The sequence below is a fragment of the Streptomyces sp. NPDC051555 genome (assembly GCF_044454405.1).
Classification (GTDB): Bacteria; Actinomycetota; Actinomycetes; order Streptomycetales; family Streptomycetaceae; genus Streptomyces.
Genome location: NZ_JBITDP010000007.1, coordinates 210,814 through 228,014, shown reverse-complemented (window position 1 = coordinate 228,014; position 17,201 = coordinate 210,814). Strand labels below are relative to the sequence as shown.

Genomic DNA, 17,201 nt, shown 5'->3' with positions numbered 1-17,201 from the left:
ACCGGCCAACGCGATGAACGTCCGCTACTCCGTCCCGGACAACGCGGCCGGTACGGGCATCACGGCCCCCGTGGAGTTGAAGCTGGACGGGGCCAAGCTCAAGGACCTCGACTTCACCTCGAAGTACAGCTGGTACTACGGCAGTTATCCCTTCACCAACCAACCCGGCGAGAAGCCGCACCACTTCTACGAGGAGACCCGGACCCTCTTCGGCCGCACCCTCCCCGCGGGCGCCAAGGTCCGGCTCACGCTGGCACAGACCGCGGCCACCCCCTGGGCGGTGGTCGACCTCGCCGACTTCGAGCAGGTCGCCGAGCCGACGGCCCGTCCCGCGGGCTCGCTCTCGGTGACCGACTTCGGTGCCGACGCGGGCGGATCGGCCGATTCCACGGCCGCGTTCCAGCAGGCGGTGGACGCCGGAGCGGCCCAGTCGAAGGAGGTGTGGATCCCCCGGGGCACCTTCAAGCTCACCGACCACGTGGTCGTGGACCAGGTGACGCTGCGCGGCGCCGGTCCCTGGTACTCCGTCCTCACCGGCCGCAGCGCCACCGACCGGTCCCGCGCCGCCGGCATCTACGGCAAGTACGTGCGCGGCGGCGGGTACGGCGGACAGATACGCCCGTACGAGGACAACGGCCCCAGCCGCGGTGTCACGCTCAAGGACTTCGCGATCATCGGCGAGATCGCCGACCGCATCGACGACGACCAGGTCAACGCCATCGGCGGGGCGATGACGGACTCCGTGGTCGACAACGTCTGGATGCAGCGGACCAAGGTCGGGGCCTGGATGGACGGTCCGATGGACAACTTCCACATCAGGAACAGCCGGATCCTCGACCAGAGCGCGGACGGGGTGAACTTCCACTGGGGCGTCACCCGTTCCTCGGTGGAGAACACCTTCCTGCGCAACACCGGCGACGACGGGCTGGCCATGTGGGCCGACACCGTGGCGAACGTCGGGAACTCCTTCAGCCACAACACCGTGGTGGCCCCGATCCTGGCCAACAACATCGCGGTCTACGGCGGCAAGGACATCAGCGTCACCGACAACGTGGCCGCCGAGACCCTGTCCAACGGCGGCGGGCTGCACGTCGGCAACCGCTATCCCGGGGTCACCGCGGGGCAGGGCACCGATGTCCGGGGGACCTTCACACTCGCCCGCAACACCCTGATCAGGACCGGCAACACCGACTACGGGTGGAACTTCCCGATCGGCGCGCTCTGGTTCGACAGCCGCAACAGTTCCATCGACAAGGCCACGATCGACGTGACCGACAGCGACCTCCTGGACAGCTCCTACGCGGCGGTCCACTTCGTGTCCGGCACCACCAAGGGCGTCCGCCTCGACCACGTGAACATCGACGGGACGGGGACGTTCGCGCTCCAGTTCAACGACCCGGCCGAGCTGTCGATGACCAACGTCAGGGCCACCCGGATCGGCTTCGGCGAGCCCGTCTACAGCTGCCTGGGCGCGCAGTTGAAGCTCACCCAGGGCGCGGGGAACTCCGGCTGGAACGGGAAGCTGCCGAGCACCTACTGCGGGCCCTTCCCGCCCGCCCAAGACCAGCCGGGACCGGACCCGACGCCCACGCCGACGGCCCCCACCTCCACGCCGACGCCGACCCCGACTCCCACGCCCACTCCGACCCCGACTCCCACGCCCACGCCCACGCCGACCCCGACTCCCACTCCGACCGCGGACCCGACGCGCAACCTGCTGCGGGGCAGCCCGGTGGCCGAGACCTCGCACACCCAGGTCTACGACGCGGCCAAGGCCGTCGACGGCGACCCCGGCAGCTACTGGGAGAGCGCCAACAACGCCTTCCCGCAGTCACTGACCGCCGACCTCGCGGCCCCCGCGCAGGTCCGGCGCGTCGTGCTCAAGCTGCCGCCGCCCGCGGCCTGGGGGGCCCGTACCCAGACCCTGGCGGTGCTCGGCAGCGCCGACGGGACGGCCTTCACTACCCTGGTGGGCGCGCGGGACTACCGATTCGACCCGGCCTCGGGGAACCAGGTGACCATCACCCTGCCCGCGGGCGCGGACCTGCGTCGGCTGCGGGTGACGGTCACCGGCAACTCCGGCTGGCCGGCCGGTCAGATCAGCGAGTTCGAGGCCTACGCGGGCTGACCCCGACGCGCGCCGCGCCCCGGCACCGGGCCCCGCCCGTCACGGCATCGGCCGTGGCGGGCGGGGCCCGTGGTACAGCCCGCTCGGCCGCATCCGCAGCGGCCGCTCCTGGTACTCCTCCAACGCGTGCGCGATCCAACCGGCCGTGCGGGCCACCGCGAACACGCTCTCCCCGGCCTCCGCCGGCATCCCGCAGGACACCGTCAGGGCGGCCAGCGCCAGGTCCACGTTCGCGTGCAGGCCGGGGCGGCGGGCCGCCGTCGTGGCGACCACGTCCCGGGCGGCCGCGAGCGCCGGTCCGGCTTGCGGCAACGTCTCCAGGCGGGCGAACAGCGCCGTGGCCCGCGGGTCCTCGCCCCGGTAGAGCCGGTGACCGAGCCCCGGCACCCGCCGGCCGGCCCGCAGGTGGTCGGCCACGACGGGCGCGGCCCCGCCCCGCTCGACCACCTCCACCAGCATCCGGTGCGCGAGCCGCCCGGCCGCTCCGTGCAGCGGGCCTTCGAGCGCCCCGAGCCCCGCCGACACCACCGCGTACGGATGGGCCCGCGCCGAGGCGGCCACCCGCACCGCCAGGGTCGAGGCGGCCAGGTCGTGGTCGATGAGCAGGGCCAGCGCCAGATCGAGCACGTCCAGCGCCACCGGATCGGCCTCCCGCGCGGTCAGTCGGCTCCACAGCTGCCAGGCGAGCGGGCCGGTCCCGCGGTGCGCCCGCCCCACCACCGGCAGGGCGCCGACGAGCGTCGGGATCAGGCAGCGGGCCGAGCCGAGCACGGCCTCCTCGGACAGGTCGAAGCGCAGGGGGTCCGCCACGGCGGCGGCCGCCGCCGCCACCCGCAGCCGGTCCAGCGGACCGGCGTGCTCCGGCAGGGCCGCCACGGTCCGCCGTGCGGCGGCCAGCATCGGCGCCGGGGCCTCGAACCGGACCCCGTGCTGCAGGACGCCGGTCCAGAGCCACTCGGCGACCTCCTCGTAGGAGTGCCGGGCGGCCAGCTCGGTGGCGTCGACGCCGCGGTACCAGTAGCGGTCGTCCTCGATCAGGGTGATGGCGGTGCGGACGGCGAGTTCGCCGCCGGCGGTGGCCTGGGGGAGCGCCGCCTCGCGGCGGGTGCGGCGCGCCAACTCCTCGACCTCCTGCGCGGCGAAGCTGCTGCCGCGCCCCACGGGGTCGCGGCGGCTGGTGAGCTGGCCGCGGCTGACGTACGCGTACACCGTCGCGGGTTTCACCCCGAGCAGCTCGGCGGCCTGCCGGGTGGTGAGCCGTCGCTCTTCGCCCCAGTGCGCGTCGGGAGCATCGTGATCCATGGATCCCAGCCTACATATATTGATCCGATCAATATTGACAGTGATTCGATCCATCATGGATGGTCGATCCATGGACATCAACGTCAGCACTGCCGCAGGGGCCGCCACCGCGGCCGCGGCCACCCTCGCCCAGGTACCCCAGGTACCCCAGGTACCCCAGGTACCCCAGGTACCCCGCGGCCTCGCCGGGGTCGTCGTCACCGACACCGCCCTCGGTGACGTCCGGGGTCGCGAGGGCTTCTACCACTACCGCCAGTACTCGGCCGTCGACCTCGCCGCGAGCCGCACCTTCGAGGACGTCTGGCACCTGATGTTCCGCGGCGCCCTGCCGGACGCCGCCGGGCGCGCCGCCTTCACCGCCGAAATCGCCCCGCTGCGCCACCTCCCCGCCGACGTCCGGGACGCACTGCCCGCCCTCGCCCGGGCCACCGCGCTCTCCGGCCCCCTCGCGGGCCTGCGCACCGCGCTCTCCCTGCTCGGCGCGTCCGCGGGCCTGCGCCCGGTCTACGACCTCACCCCCGAGCGCCGGGCCGCCGACGCGCTGGCCGCCTGCGCGGCCGTACCCACCCTGCTCACGGCGCTGCACCGGCTCGGCCGAGGACGGGAGCCGGTGGAACCGCGCGACGACCTCCCGTACGCCGCCAACTACCTCTACATGCTGACGGGAGAGGAGCCCGATCCGGTCCGGGCCCGGGCGGTCGAGCGGTACCTGATCTCCACCGTCGACCACGGCTTCAACGCCTCGACCTTCACCGCCCGCGTCATCGCCTCCACCGGCGCCGACGTCGTGGCCTGCCTGACGGGTGCCATCGGGGCCCTCTCCGGCCCGCTGCACGGCGGCGCCCCCAGCCGCGCCCTCGACACGCTCGACGCGATCGGCACGGCCGACCGGATCGACCCGTGGATCCGCGAACGGGTCCTGGCGGGGGAGCGGATCATGGGTTTCGGTCACCCCGTCTACCGCACGGAGGACCCGCGTTCGCGGATGCTGCGCGAGATCGCCCGGCAGTTCGGCGGCCCGCTCGTCGACTTCGCCGTCGAGGTCGAGCGGCACGTCGAGGAGATCCTCGCGGAGCTGAAGCCCGGCCGCGAACTCCACACCAACGTCGAGTTCTACGCCGGCGTGGTCATGGAACTGTGCGGGCTGCCGCGCGAGATGTTCACCCCCACCTTCTGCGCCGCGCGCGTGGTCGGCTGGAGCGCGAACGTGCTGGAACAGGCGGCCGATTCGAAGATCATCCGGCCCGCCGCCCGCTACGTCGGACCGACCCCGCCGCAGCCGGTGCCCCCGCTCGACTGACGCGCACGCCCTACCATCGACCGGATGAGCACCAGCGAGACCCAGCAGAGCCGCCGACCCCGGCGGACCGGGCGGCCCATCCCCGTCGTCGTCCTCGCCGGATTCCTCGGATCCGGCAAGACCACCCTGCTCAACCACCTCCTCGCGCACCGCGGAGGTACTCGGATCGGGGTGGTCGTCAACGACTTCGGCTCCATCGAGATCGACGCGATGTCGGTCGCCGGGCAGGTCGGCGACTCGATGGTCTCCCTCGGCGGGGGCTGCCTGTGCTGCGCGGTGGACGGCAGTGAGCTGGACGCGTACCTCGCCAAGCTCGCCGATCCCGCCCACCGGATCGACGTGATCGTCATCGAGGCGAGCGGCCTGGCCGAGCCGCAGGAGCTGATCCGAATGCTGGTGGCCGGGGAGAACCCGGACGTCCGCTACGGCGGCATGGTCGAGGTGGTGGACGCCGCTGAGTTCGACGCGACGCGACGGCGCCACCCGGAGACCGACCGCCACCTCGCCGTGGCCGACCTCGTGGTGCTCAACAAGACCGACCGGGTCGACGCCGCCGAGCGCGCCCGGATCGAGTCCGTGCTCGGCGGGCTCTGCCCGGGGATCCCGCTGGTCGCGGCCGACCACGGCCGGATCGACCCCGAGCTGCTCTTCGACCGCCGCCCCTGGACCGAGACGCGCGGTCAGCTCTCCTTCGAGGACCTGCTCGGCCGGGCCGCGGAGGAGGACGGCGAGCACGGCACCCACGGTGACCACTGCGCGCACGCGCACACGCACTACGAGACGACCGAGTTCGTCACCGACGACGCGCTCTCGCCCCGCCGGTTCATCGACTTCCTCGACGCCCGCCCCGCCGGGCTCTACCGGATCAAGGGCTTCGTCCACTTCGGCGTACCGGGCCACGAGGAGAAGTACGAGGTCCACGCCGTCGGCCGGTTCCTGAGCTTCGCCCCGCTGCCCTGGGCCCGCGCCGAACCCCGGCGCACCCAGCTCGTCCTCATCGGCTCCGGCACCGACGGCCCCGCCCTGCTGAGCGGGCTGGAGGCCTGCCGCGAGAGCGCCCCGCAGGACGCCCCCGCGAGCAGCATGTGGGGCGTCCTGCGCTACGTCCGCCAGGACGCGGCCGACCCGATCGGCTGACCCGATCGGGCGGACCGCTGCCGAGGCACGACTACGGCGCCGCTACAGCACCGCTCCGGCCAGCGCGCTCACCGACGCCGGCAGCGGGGTGCCCGAACCGTCGCGGCGCGGGTCCGGCTCCGGCAGCGCGGCCAGCGCGCCGTTGGCCCCCGCCGCCCGGGCCGGGCTGCCGCCCGCCCAGGCCAGCACCAGCACGTCCTCGCCCTTGAGGAACCGCTGGCAGCGCACGCCACCGGTGGCGCGGCCCTTGCGCGGGTACTGGTCGAAGGGGGTGAGCTTGCCCGACTGCACCGAATCGTCCAGGGTGCCGTGCGAACCGGCCACCGTGAACACCACGCCCTCGGTGGCGGGGTCCACCGCCGAGAAGTGGATCACCTTGGCGTTGTCGGAGAGCTTGATGCCCGCCATGCCGCCCGCCGGGCGGCCCTGCGGACGGACCTGCCCCGCCGGGTACCGCAGCAGCTGGGCGTCGTCGGTGATGAAGACCAGGTCCTCCTCGCCCGTGCGCAGCTCGACCGCGCCGACGATCCGGTCGCCCTCCTTGAGGGTGATGACCTCCAGCTCGTCCTTGTTGGCCGGGTAGTCCGGCACGACCCGCTTGACCACGCCCTGTTCGGTGCCCAGGGCCAGGCCTTGCGAGGACTCGTCCAGCGAGGTCAGGCAGATCACGCTCTCGTCGGCCTCCAGCCCGGAGAGGAACTCCGCGACCGGGGCACCGCCCGCCAGGTTCGGCGCCGCGTGCGTGTCCGGCAGCTGCGGCAGGTCGATCACCGAGAGCCGGAGCAGCCGCCCGGACGAGGTGACCACGCCCACGTCGGCCCGTGCGGTCGCCGCGACCTGCGAGACGATCAGGTCGTGCTTGGAACGGGCCGCGCCCTCCTCGGCGACCGCCGTCGGGTCGCCGTTGGCCGTGCGGGCGAGCAGACCCGTCGAGGACAGCAGCACCCGGCACGGGTCGTCCGCGACCTCCAGCGGAACCGCCGTGACCGCCGAGCCCGCCGACTCCAGCAGCACCGTGCGCCGCTCGGTGCCGAACTTCTTCGCGACCGCCGCCAGTTCGTTGGAGACCAGCTTGCGCAGCTCGGTGTCCGAATCCAGGATCCCGGTCAGCTCGTCGATCTCGCCGTTGAGGCGGTCCTGCTCGCTCTCCAGCTCCAGCCGGTCGAACTTGGTGAGCCGGCGCAGCGGGGTGTCCAGGATGTACTGCGTCTGGATCTCGCTCAGCGAGAACCGCTCGATCAGCCGGGCCTTGGCCTGAGCCGAGTTCTCGCTGTCGCGGATGAGCCGGATGACCTCGTCGATGTCGATGAGGGCCACCAGCAGGCCCTCGACGAGGTGCAGCCGGTCGCGCCGCTTGGTGCGGCGGAACTCGCTGCGCCGGCGCACGACCTCGAAGCGGTGGTCGAGGTAGACCTCCAGCAGCTCCTTGAGGCCGAGGGTGAGCGGCTGACCGTCCACCAGCGCGACGTTGTTGATGCCGAAGGACTCCTCCATCGGCGTCAGCTTGTACAGCTGCTCCAGCACGGCCTCGGGGTGGAAGCCGTTCTTGATCTCGATGACCAGGCGCAGGCCGTGCGAGCGGTCCGTGAGGTCCTTCACATCGGCGATGCCCTGGAGCTTCTTCGAACCGACCAGGTCCTTGATCTTCGCGATGACCTTCTCGGGGCCGACCGAGAAGGGAAGTTCGGTGACGACCAGGCCCTTGCGGCGGGCCGTCACGTTGTCCACGGAGACCGTCGCGCGGATCCGGAAGGTGCCGCGCCCGTTCTCGTAGGCGTCCTTGATGCCGGACAGGCCCACGATCCGGCCGCCGGTCGGCAGGTCCGGACCCGGGACGAAGCGCATCAGCGCCTCCAGGTCCGCCTCCGGGTAGCGGATCAGGTGTCGGGCGGCGGCGATGACCTCGCCCACGTTGTGCGGGGGCATGTTGGTGGCCATGCCGACCGCGATCCCGGACGCGCCGTTGACCAGCAGGTTGGGGTACGCGGCCGGCAGTACCACCGGTTCGAGTTCCTGGCCGTCGTAGTTCGGGGTGAAGTCGACGGTGTCCTCGTCGATCGACTCCGTCATGAGCGAGGCGGCGTCGGCCATCTTGGACTCGGTGTACCGCATGGCGGCGGGCGGGTCGTCGTTGCCGAGGGAACCGAAGTTGCCGTGGCCGTCGACCAGCGGCAGGCGCATCGAGAAGGGCTGGGCCATGCGCACGAGGGCGTCGTAGATCGACGCGTCACCGTGCGGGTGGAGCTTGCCCATCACCTCGCCGACGACGCGGGCGCACTTCACGTACCCGCGATCGGGGCGCAGGCCCATCTCGTTCATCTGATAGACGATGCGGCGGTGCACCGGCTTCATGCCGTCCCGGGCGTCGGGCAGGGCGCGGGAGTAGATCACCGAGTACGCGTACTCGAGGAAGGAGCCCTGCATTTCGTCGACGACGTCGATGTCGAGGATCTTCTCCTCGAAATCCTCCGGCGGCGGGGTCTTCGTGCTGCGGCGGGCCATCGCTGCGCGGCTCCTTAACCATGTGATGGGTGCTGTGTCTGACGCGGACCATTGTGGCCCGAGGCTCCGACAACGCCGACTCCGACCCAGGAGTGACCCGGGAACTTCTCCAGGGGCCGACGCGCTTGCATACAGTGACAGGTCTGACGGAATTCTCTACATCGCGATCGAAGGGACCACATGCCCATGGGTCACACGGCCACAGCTCAGGCCGGCTCCGGCGGCCTGACAGCGACCGAGCACCGCCTGGCCAACGGCCTGCGCGTGGTGCTCTCCGAGGACCACCTGACCCCGGTCGCCGCGGTCTGCCTCTGGTACGACGTCGGTTCGCGTCACGAAGTCAAGGGCCGCACCGGGCTGGCTCACCTCTTCGAGCACCTGATGTTCCAGGGTTCGAAGAGCGTGTCCGGGAACGGCCACTTCGAACTGGTGCAGGGCGCGGGCGGTTCGCTCAACGGCACCACCAGCTTCGAGCGCACCAACTATTTCGAGACGATGCCGACCCACCAGCTCGAACTCGCGCTGTGGCTGGAGGCGGACCGGATGGGCTCGCTGCTGGCCGCCCTGGACGACGAGTCCATGGAGAACCAGCGCGACGTCGTCAAGAACGAGCGCCGCCAGCGCTACGACAACGTCCCCTACGGCACGGCGTTCGAGCGGCTGACCGCGCTCGCCTACCCCGAGGGCCACCCGTACCACCACACCCCGATCGGCTCGATGGCCGACCTGGACGCGGCCTCCCTGGAGGACGCGCGGACCTTCTTCCGCACCTACTACGCGCCCAACAACGCGGTGCTGTCGGTCGTCGGGGACATCGACCCCGAGCGGACGCTGGCCTGGGTCGAGAAGTACTTCGGCACCATCCCCGCGCACGACGGCAAGCAGCCGCCGCGCGACGGCTCGCTGCCCGACACCATGGGCGGCCAGCTGCGCGAGGAGATCGTCGAGCAGGTCCCGGCCCGCGCGCTGATGGCCGCCTACCGCCTCCCGCACGACGGCACCCGCGACTGCGACGCGGCCGACGTGGCCCTGACCATCCTGGGCGGCGGCGAGTCCTCCCGGCTGCACAACCGCCTGGTCCGCCGCGACCAGAGCGCCGTGGCGGCCGGATTCGGCATGCTGCGCCTGGCCGGCGCCCCCTCGCTCGGCTGGCTGGACGTCAAGACCTCCGGCGGGGTCGAGGTGCCCGACATCGAGGCCGCCGTCGACGAGGAGCTCGCGCGGTTCGCCGCCGAGGGCCCGACGGCCGAGGAGATGGAGCGCGCGCAGGCCCAGCTGGAGCGCGAATGGCTGGACCGGCTGAGCACGGTGGCCGGTCGCGCCGACGAACTGTGCCGCTTCGCGGTGCTCTTCGGCGACCCGCAGCTGGCGCTCACCGCCGTCGGCCGCGTCCTCGACATCACCGCCGAGGAGGTGCAGGCCGTGGCCGCGGCCCGACTGCGCCCGGACAACCGCGCGGTGCTCGTCTACGAGCCGCTCGCGGCCGAAGACGCCGAGGAAGCCGCCGAGAACGACGAGACCGAAGGGGCGGAGCAGTGAGCGACACCGCAGCCGTCACGATGACCTTCCACCCCCAGCCGCAGCCCGGCGAGGCCAGGCCGTGGGCCTTCCCGGCCCCCGAGCGCGGCGCGCTGGCCACCGGCCTGACCGTGCTGCGGTGCCACCGGCCCGGCCAGCAGGTGGTGGCCGTCGAGATCAACCTCGCGGCCCCGCTGGACGCCGAACCGGCCGGCCTGGACGGCGTGGCCACCCTCATGGCCCGCGCGCTTTCCGAGGGCACCGACAAGCACTCCGCCGAGGAGTTCGCGGCCGAGCTGGAGCGCTGCGGCGCCACCCTCGACGCGCACGCCGACCACCCCGGCATCCGGGTCTCCCTGGAGGTCCCGGCCTCCAGGCTGGCCAAGGCCCTGTCGCTGCTCGCCGAGGCGCTGCGCGCCCCCGCCTTCGCGGACAGCGAGGTCGACCGCCTGGTGCGCAACCGGCTCGACGAGATCCCGCACGAGCTGGCCAACCCGCAGCGCCGGGCCGCCAAGCAGCTCTCCCACGAGCTGTTCCCGGCCACGCTGCGGATGTCCCGCCCGCGCCAGGGCACCGAGGAGACGGTGGCCCGGATCGACTCGGCGGCCGTGCGCGCCTTCTACGAGGCCCACGTGCGCCCGGCGACGGCCACCGCTGTGGTCGTCGGCGACCTGACCGGCATCGACCTGGACGCCGTCCTGGCGGACACCCTGGGCACCTGGACGGGCACCGCCGCCGAGCCGCTCCCGGTGCCGGCGATCACCGCGGACGACACCGGCCGCGTGGTCATCGTGGACCGGCCGGGCGCGGTCCAGACGCAGCTGCTGATCGGGCGGATCGGCGGGGACCGGCACGACCGGGTCTGGGCGGCCCAGGTGCTCGGCACGTACTGCCTGGGCGGCACCCTGACCTCCCGTCTGGACAAGGTCCTGCGCGAGGAGAAGGGCTACACCTACGGCGTGCGCGCCTTCGGGCAGGTGCTGCGGTCCACCGCGGACGGCACCGGCGCGTCGATGCTCGCCATCAGCGGTTCGGTGGACACCCCGAACACCGGTCCCGCGCTGGACGACCTCTGGAAGGTGCTGCGCACCCTCGCCGAGGGCGGACTGACCGACGCCGAGCGTGACGTGGCGGTGCAGAACCTGGTGGGCGTGGCGCCGCTCAAGTTCGAGACGGCCGCGTCCGTCGCCGGCACCCTGGCCGACCAGGTCGAGCAGGAGCTGCCGGACGACTACCAGGCGCAGTTGTACGCGCGGCTGGCCGAGACGGGCACGGTGGAGGCCACCTCGGCCGTCGTCAACGCCTTCCCGGTGGACCGGCTCGTCACGGTGCTGGTCGGTGACGCCGCCCAGATCGAGGCGCCGGTGCGCGCGCTCGGCATCGGCGACGTGAGCGTCGTCGCCAACTGAGGTCGCACGGGCCTAACAGGCCGAAGGGGACGAACGGGACGTGAACTGACGGCGTCCCGCAAGGGGTTTCGGTGGCTCGTCCACCGGAACCCCTTTTGTCCCTTTGGTGGAGAGGTTGCTTCTATGTCGCGTGACGTAGGTAACAATGGGGCTCGTGTGTTTGGTGATTGCCTGATGATCCGCCTAGCGTCGGCCGTGCTGTCCGTCAGTTGTCACAGCCGCACTCGCGGCACCGGACAGCGATCGCCGAGTCCCCGTCAGGCGCGAGCCTGGGGAGCCGGGGACCCACAGTCCCTGGGGTGAATCGGACCACCTCGTAAGAGGGGGCCCGTAGGAGACCTTCCTGCTCCGAACCCGTCAGCTAACCCGGTAGGCGAGAGGGAAGGAAAGGATCAACCCCTTCATGGCGTTCGGCAGCAGTCGTGCCTCCTCCGGCAAGCACCGTGGTTCCAGCCGTCTGAGCCGGAAGACCGCAGGCGTCGCCGGTATAGCCGCCCTCGCCGCCACCGGCGTCGCGGCCTCGCTCGCTGCCCCGGCCTTCGCCGCGGACAACCACAGCAGCAGCATCCCCCAGGACTCCGGCATGAAGGCCGTCGTCGTCGCCGACGACCTCGCCGGCGACATCGAGGCGCAGGCCGACGCCCAGCGCAACGCCGCCGACACCGCCGCCCTCAAGGCGCAGGCCGAGGCCGAGGCCAAGACGAAGGCCGCCGAGGCCCGCCGCATGGCCGAGGCGAAGGCCAAGGCCGAGCGCGAGGCCAAGGAGCGCGCGGACCGTGAAGAGGAGCGCAAGCGCCTCAACACCTTCGTGATGCCGATCGAGGGCTCGTACGTCAGCACCCAGTACGGGGCGGGCGGCAGCATGTGGTCCTCCGGCAGCCACACGGGCATCGACTTCCACGCGGGCGTCGGCAACGTCGTCCGCGCCGTGGGTGCGGGCGTCATCGTCGAGGCCGGCAACGGCGGCGCGTACGGCAACAACATCGTCATCAAGCACAACGACGGTACGTACACCCAGTACGCGCACCTCTCCAGCCTCAGCGTCTCGGCCGGCGAGCAGGTCACCGCCGGGCAGCAGATCGGCCTGTCGGGCGACACCGGCAACGTCAGCGGCGCGCACCTGCACTTCGAGGCCCGTACCGGCCCGTCCTACGGCTCGGACATCAACCCGCTGACCTACCTGCGGGCCCGCGGCGTCGCGATCTGACCCCGCCCGCACAGCAGCTCCCCGAAGGCCCCGGCTCCCCGAGCCGGGGCCTTCGTGTCGTGCGGCGGCGCGCGCGACGGGGATCGTCCACCGGCCGCTCATTTCCGCCCGTCCTCGGAAAATATCGCGTGTTGCAATAGAGTCGCGAAATGGAATCTGCGGAAACGGTATTCGGTGGAGGTCCGGTCTTGCGAATTCCCGCGCACGCGGTATGTACGGCGATCCGCGACGACATCGTCTCCGGGGTCTTCGGCCCGGGCGCGCGGCTCACCGAGGAGCTGCTCGCCCGCCGCTACGGAGTCTCCCGCGTCCCCGTCCGCGAGGCCCTGCGCACCCTGGAGTCCGAGGGCTTCGTCACCACGCGCCGGCACGCGGGCGCCTGCGTCGCCGAGCCGACCGCGCAGGAGGCGGCCGACCTCCTGGAGGTCCGGACGCTGCTGGAGCCCCTCGCGGCGGCCCGGGCCGCCCGGCGGCGCAGCGAGGCGCACCTCAAGGTGCTGCGCGGGCTGGTCAGGTTGGGCCAGGAACGGGCCAGGAGGGGCCAGGGGGAGGATCTGCGGGCGCTCGGGGGGTGGTTCCACGAGACGCTCACCCAGGCTTCCGACAGCCCCGGGCTGATCGCGCTGCTGACCCAGATGCGGCACAAGATCACCTGGATGTACGCCGTGGACGCCCCGGCGCGGCCCGTGGACTCCTGGGCGGAGCACGGCGCGATCGTGGACGCGGTGGCGCGCGGCGACGCGGAGCGGGCGCGCGCGCTCACCGCGGCGCACGCCGGTCGGGCGGCGGGGGCGCACCGGCTGCGCGTGAGGACTTCGCAACCTGCCGTAAACACGGCGAGCAGCCGGCTTTAACAATTCCCGTATAGGAAGGACGGTGAGGATATTCCTGCGGTCGATTACGGCCCGCTATTTACGGTACGAGGAATTCCGCACCCTGCGAAAAAGCAGCGGAGCCGTGGCTCCCGGAATGCGGGGGCCACGGCTCCGCCGTGTGGGGTGCGTGGGGTCGGACCCGGGGGTCAGACGGTCTCGGGGAGCTCCTCGAGACCCTCGGCGACCAGCTTCGCCAGGCGGTCGAGCGCGGCGTCCGCACCCTCGGCGTCGGACGCGAGGATGATCTCCTCGCCGCCCTGGGCGCCCAGGCCCAGAACCGCGAGCATGGACGCGGCGTTGACCGGGTTGCCGTCGGCCTTGGAGATCGTCACCGGGACGCCGGAAGCGGTCGTCGCCCGGACGAAGATCGAGGCGGGACGAGCGTGCAGGCCCTCGGCCCAGCCGACGTTGACGCGGCGCTCTGCCATGGTGATGCCCTTCAGGTTCTTACGGTTGTCTAGACCAGTCTCTCACGGCACTCCGAATGCTCCGGCCGACCTTCGACCCCAATCAGCCTGCCGTTCGACCCTCCCCAGCTTGCCCTGATTCGCCCCGGCCCGCCTAATGCGCCGCGCGCACACGGCCCGGCCGATGAGCCCTCGGCGAACCCTCGGCGCACCCCCGTGTCGGCCCGCCCGCCGCCCGCCCCCCGTCCGTCCGGGACAGGCTCTAGGGTGGCCCCATGACCACCGCGTCGGACCCCTCGTACCCGGCCCACTGGGAAGCGGACGTCGTGCTGCGCGACGGCGGCACCGCCCGGATCCGGCCCATCACCACCGAGGACGCGGACCGCCTGGTCAGCTTCTACGAACAGGTCTCGGACGAGTCGAAGTACTACCGGTTCTTCGCCCCCCACCCCCGCCTGTCCGCCAAGGACGTGCACCGCTTCACCCACCACGACTACGTGGACCGGGTCGGCCTCGCGGCCACGATCGGCGGCGAGTTCATCGGGACCGTCCGCTTCGACCGGATCGGCTCCGACGGCCGCCCCGCCTCCGGGCCCGCCGACGAGGCCGAGGTCGCCTTCCTCGTCCAGGACGCCCACCAGGGCCGCGGCGTCGCCTCGGCCCTCCTCGAACACATCGGGGCGGTCGCGCGCGAGCGCGGGATCCGCCGCTTCGCCGCCGAGGTGCTGCCCGCCAACGTCAAGATGATCAAGGTCTTCAAAGAGGTCGGCTACGAGCAGAAGCGCTCCTTCGAGGACGGCTCGGTCCACCTCACCCTCGACCTCGAACCGACCGCGGAGTCCCTCGCCGTCCAGCGCGCCCGCGAGCAGCGCGCCGAGGCCCGCTCCGTCCAGCGCCTGCTCGCCCCCCGCTCCGTCGCCGTCGTCGGCGCCAGCCGCACCGGTACCGGCGTGGGCGCCGCCGCCCTGCGCAACCTCCGCGACAGCGGCTTCGACGGACCGCTCTACGCGATCAACCGGGCCGTGACCTCCGACACCCTGCTCGGCGTTCGGGCGCACCGCACCCTCGGCTCCATCGGCGAGCCCGTCGACCTCGCGGTGCTGGCGGTCCCCGCCGAACAGGTCCCCGAAGCGGTCGCGGACTGCGGCGAGCACGGAGTGCAGGGACTCGTGGTGCTCTCCGCGGGCTACGGCGAGAGCGGGCCCGTGGGGCTGGAGCGCCAGCGCGAACTGGTGCGCCAGGCACGCACCTACGGCATGCGGATCGTCGGCCCCAACGCCTTCGGCGTGATCAACACCGCGCCGGAGGTCCGGCTCAACGCCTCGCTGGCCCCCGCGCCGACCCCCGAGGTCGGCCGGATCGGCCTGTTCACCCAGTCCGGAGCCATCGGCATCGCCCTCCTCGCCGGGCTGCTGCGGCGCGGCGAGAGCCTGTCCTCCTTCGTCTCGGCGGGCAACCGGGCGGACGTCTCGGGCAACGACATCCTCCAGTACTGGTACGACGACCCGGCCACCGACGTCGCCCTGATGTACCTCGAAACCCTCGGCAACCCGCGCAAGTTCACCCGCATCGCCCGGCGCACGGCGGCCGTGAAGCCGGTGGTCGTGGCCAAGGGCGGCCGCCACAGCGGGGTCACCCCGGCGGGCCACGCGGTCCCCGGCACCCGGCTGCCCGACGCCACCGTCTCGGCGCTGCTGCGCCAGGCCGGGGTGATCCGGGTGGACACGGTGACCGAGCTGGTGGACGTGGGCCTGCTGCTCGGGTCGCAGCCGCTGCCGGGCGGGCCGCGGGTGGCGATCCTCGGGAACTCCGAATCGTTGGGCGTCCTGACGTACGACGCCTGCCTGACCGAGGGGCTGCGCCCGTGGCCCCAGCTGGACCTCACGACGGAGGCGACCCCGGAGGACTTCCGGGTGGCGCTGGTGGCGGCGCTGGCCGCCGACGCGAACGACGCGGTGATCGTCACCGCGATCCCGGCCGTCGGGCGCCAGGACCTGACGGACGGGCTCGCGGTGGCGATCCGGGAGGCGGTGCGGGAGGTTCCGGGCAAGCCGGTGGCCGTGGTGCACGTGGAGCTGGGGGCGTTGGCCGAGGCGTTGTCCGCGGCCACGAGCCTGCGGCCGGCGCCCCCGTCCGCCGCCCGCTCAACCGCCGCGGAGGCTGCCCCCCTCGCCTCGAACGCCGGCGGGGCTGACCCGTCCGCCTCGAACGCCGGCGGGGCTGACCCGTCCGCCTCAAACGCCGGCGGGGCTGACCCGTCCGCCTCAAACGCCGGCGGGGCTGGAATCGGCGCCGTGGGGGCTGGGGTCTTCGCCTCAAACGCCGGCGGGGCTGGATTCGGTGCTGCGGGGGTCGGAGTGGTCGGCGGGCAGGGGGGTCTTCAAGCCTCGCCGGCGTTTGAGGCGAAGACCTCAGCCCCCGCGGCGCTTGAGCGGGGCGGACTGGCCTCAGCCCCCGCGGCGCTTGAGCGGGGCCGGCCGGCCGCGGAGGGCAGGGGGCGGGTGCCCGCGTACCCGGCAGCCGAGCGCGCGGTGCGCGCACTCGCCGAGGCCGTCCGCTACGCGCACTGGCGCCGGGACACCGCCGACCCCGGCCGCGTGCCCGAGTTCGACGACATCGACGAGACCGGCGCGGCCGACCAGCTGGCCGACCTCCTCGCCAAGACCACGGGCGACGCCGCGCTGACCCTCTCCGACGACGCGGCCCGGGAGCTGCTCGCCCGTTACGGGATCCGCGTGCGGCCGACCCTCCCCGCGTCCACCCCCGACGCGGCCGCGGCCGCCGCCCGCGCGCTCGGCTACCCCGTCGTGCTCAAGACCACCGCCCCGCACCTGCGCCACCGCGCCGACCTGGGCGGCGTACGGCTGGACCTGACCACCGAGGCCGAGCTGCGCCGGTCCTACGCCGAGCTGACCGAGGCCCTCGGCAGCCCCGCCGAGCTGCTGCCGGTCGTCCAGGCCATGGCGCCGCGCGGGGTGGACACGGTCGTCCGGGCCGTCGTCGACCCCGGCGCGGGCGCCGTCCTCTCCTTCGGGCTGGCCGGGGTCGCCTCCGAACTCCTCGGCGACACCGCCCACCGCCTGGTCCCCGCGACCGACCGGGACGCCGCCGACCTGATCCGGTCGATCCGAACCGCCCCGCTCCTCTTCGGCTGGCGCGGCAGCGACCCCGTGGACACCGCTGCGCTCGAAGAACTGCTGCTGAGGCTGTCCCGGCTGGTCGACGACCACCCCGAGGTGGTCGGCGTCTCCCTGGAACCGGTCGTGGTCGCCACCGAGGGCCTCTCCGTCCTCAGCGCCACCCTCCGCATCGCCCGTCCCCCCGCCCGCACGGACCTCGGGCCGCGCACCCTCCCCAGTTACTAGGCCGTGTCGGCCAGCGGACCCGCCCGGGCAGGCCGAGGCGCCCCGTACGGG

At 72.8% G+C, this 17,201-nt stretch carries 11 protein-coding genes and 1 riboswitch; of the genes, 8 read left to right on the top strand and 3 right to left on the bottom strand.

Annotated elements, in window-relative coordinates; all coding sequences use genetic code 11:
- The first annotated feature begins 13 nt into the window (after positions 1-13).
- Positions 14-2,128: a discoidin domain-containing protein gene (locus tag ACIBEA_RS17555; protein WP_399261754.1), complete on the top strand. Its 2,115-nt coding sequence runs from the start codon at positions 14-16 to the stop codon at positions 2,126-2,128.
- Positions 2,129-2,167: 39 nt separating this feature from the next.
- On the opposite strand, the gene ACIBEA_RS17550 is transcribed toward ACIBEA_RS17555, so the two are convergent.
- Positions 2,168-3,430: a citrate synthase gene (locus tag ACIBEA_RS17550; protein WP_399261752.1), complete on the bottom strand. Its 1,263-nt coding sequence runs from the start codon at positions 3,428-3,430 to the stop codon at positions 2,168-2,170.
- Between the two features lie 70 nt (positions 3,431-3,500).
- Here ACIBEA_RS17550 and ACIBEA_RS17545 point away from each other — a divergent pair, with 70 nt between their 5' ends.
- Both ACIBEA_RS17545 and ACIBEA_RS17540 read left to right on the top strand, forming a co-directional pair.
- Complete coding sequence (locus ACIBEA_RS17545) at positions 3,501-4,730, top strand: citrate synthase/methylcitrate synthase (RefSeq protein ID WP_399261750.1); 1,230 nt, start codon at positions 3,501-3,503, stop codon at positions 4,728-4,730.
- A 24-nt stretch (positions 4,731-4,754) separates the two neighbouring features.
- Positions 4,755-5,867, top strand: a complete 1,113-nt coding sequence (locus ACIBEA_RS17540; RefSeq protein ID WP_399261748.1) for a CobW family GTP-binding protein — start codon at positions 4,755-4,757, stop codon at positions 5,865-5,867.
- A 42-nt stretch (positions 5,868-5,909) separates the two neighbouring features.
- Here ACIBEA_RS17540 and ACIBEA_RS17535 read toward each other — a convergent pair whose 3' ends face one another.
- On the bottom strand, positions 5,910-8,369 hold the full coding sequence (locus ACIBEA_RS17535) for a DNA topoisomerase (ATP-hydrolyzing) subunit A (protein ID WP_399261746.1): 2,460 nt from the start codon (positions 8,367-8,369) through the stop codon (positions 5,910-5,912).
- 186 nt (positions 8,370-8,555) lie between these two features.
- Here ACIBEA_RS17535 and ACIBEA_RS17530 point away from each other — a divergent pair, with 186 nt between their 5' ends.
- The 4 genes from ACIBEA_RS17530 to ACIBEA_RS17515 all read left to right on the top strand — a co-directional run bounded on the left by ACIBEA_RS17530 (position 8,556) and on the right by ACIBEA_RS17515 (position 13,357).
- Entirely contained in the window at positions 8,556-9,908 is a 1,353-nt protein-coding gene (locus ACIBEA_RS17530) for a M16 family metallopeptidase (protein ID WP_399261744.1), read from the top strand.
- Between the two features lie 20 nt (positions 9,909-9,928).
- Positions 9,929-11,296, top strand: coding sequence for a M16 family metallopeptidase (locus ACIBEA_RS17525; RefSeq protein WP_399261951.1), 1,368 nt, complete (start codon positions 9,929-9,931; stop codon positions 11,294-11,296).
- 234 nt (positions 11,297-11,530) lie between these two features.
- Positions 11,531-11,687, top strand: a riboswitch (cyclic di-AMP (ydaO/yuaA leader).
- A 12-nt stretch (positions 11,688-11,699) separates the two neighbouring features.
- Positions 11,700-12,503 (top strand): M23 family metallopeptidase, encoded by an 804-nt coding sequence (locus tag ACIBEA_RS17520; RefSeq protein WP_399261742.1) that lies wholly within the window; start codon positions 11,700-11,702, stop codon positions 12,501-12,503.
- A gap of 188 nt (positions 12,504-12,691) precedes the next feature.
- Positions 12,692-13,357: a GntR family transcriptional regulator gene (locus ACIBEA_RS17515; RefSeq protein ID WP_399261740.1), complete on the top strand. Its 666-nt coding sequence runs from the start codon at positions 12,692-12,694 to the stop codon at positions 13,355-13,357.
- A 167-nt stretch (positions 13,358-13,524) separates the two neighbouring features.
- Here ACIBEA_RS17515 and ACIBEA_RS17510 read toward each other — a convergent pair whose 3' ends face one another.
- Entirely contained in the window at positions 13,525-13,806 is a 282-nt protein-coding gene (locus ACIBEA_RS17510; RefSeq protein WP_351049747.1) for an HPr family phosphocarrier protein, read from the bottom strand.
- A 254-nt stretch (positions 13,807-14,060) separates the two neighbouring features.
- Here ACIBEA_RS17510 and ACIBEA_RS17505 point away from each other — a divergent pair, with 254 nt between their 5' ends.
- A complete protein-coding gene (locus ACIBEA_RS17505) occupies positions 14,061-17,150 on the top strand; it encodes a GNAT family N-acetyltransferase (protein WP_399261738.1) in 3,090 nt (1,029 codons plus the stop codon).
- Positions 17,151-17,201 lie beyond the last annotated feature (51 nt).

Excerpts from the sequence above, each read along its gene's own strand:
- ACIBEA_RS17555 (WP_399261754.1), top strand. The coding sequence starts at position 14 with ATGAACGTCCGCTACTCCGTCCCGGACAACGCGGCCGGTACGGGCATC.
- ACIBEA_RS17550 (WP_399261752.1), bottom strand. The coding sequence starts at position 3,430 with ATGGATCACGATGCTCCCGACGCGCACTGGGGCGAAGAGCGACGGCTC.
- ACIBEA_RS17545 (WP_399261750.1), top strand. The coding sequence starts at position 3,501 with ATGGACATCAACGTCAGCACTGCCGCAGGGGCCGCCACCGCGGCCGCG.
- ACIBEA_RS17540 (WP_399261748.1), top strand. The coding sequence starts at position 4,755 with ATGAGCACCAGCGAGACCCAGCAGAGCCGCCGACCCCGGCGGACCGGG.
- ACIBEA_RS17535 (WP_399261746.1), bottom strand. The coding sequence starts at position 8,369 with ATGGCCCGCCGCAGCACGAAGACCCCGCCGCCGGAGGATTTCGAGGAG.
- ACIBEA_RS17530 (WP_399261744.1), top strand. The coding sequence starts at position 8,556 with ATGGGTCACACGGCCACAGCTCAGGCCGGCTCCGGCGGCCTGACAGCG.
- ACIBEA_RS17525 (WP_399261951.1), top strand. The coding sequence starts at position 9,929 with ATGACCTTCCACCCCCAGCCGCAGCCCGGCGAGGCCAGGCCGTGGGCC.
- ACIBEA_RS17520 (WP_399261742.1), top strand. The coding sequence starts at position 11,700 with ATGGCGTTCGGCAGCAGTCGTGCCTCCTCCGGCAAGCACCGTGGTTCC.
- ACIBEA_RS17510 (WP_351049747.1), bottom strand. The coding sequence starts at position 13,806 with ATGGCAGAGCGCCGCGTCAACGTCGGCTGGGCCGAGGGCCTGCACGCT.
- ACIBEA_RS17505 (WP_399261738.1), top strand. The coding sequence starts at position 14,061 with ATGACCACCGCGTCGGACCCCTCGTACCCGGCCCACTGGGAAGCGGAC.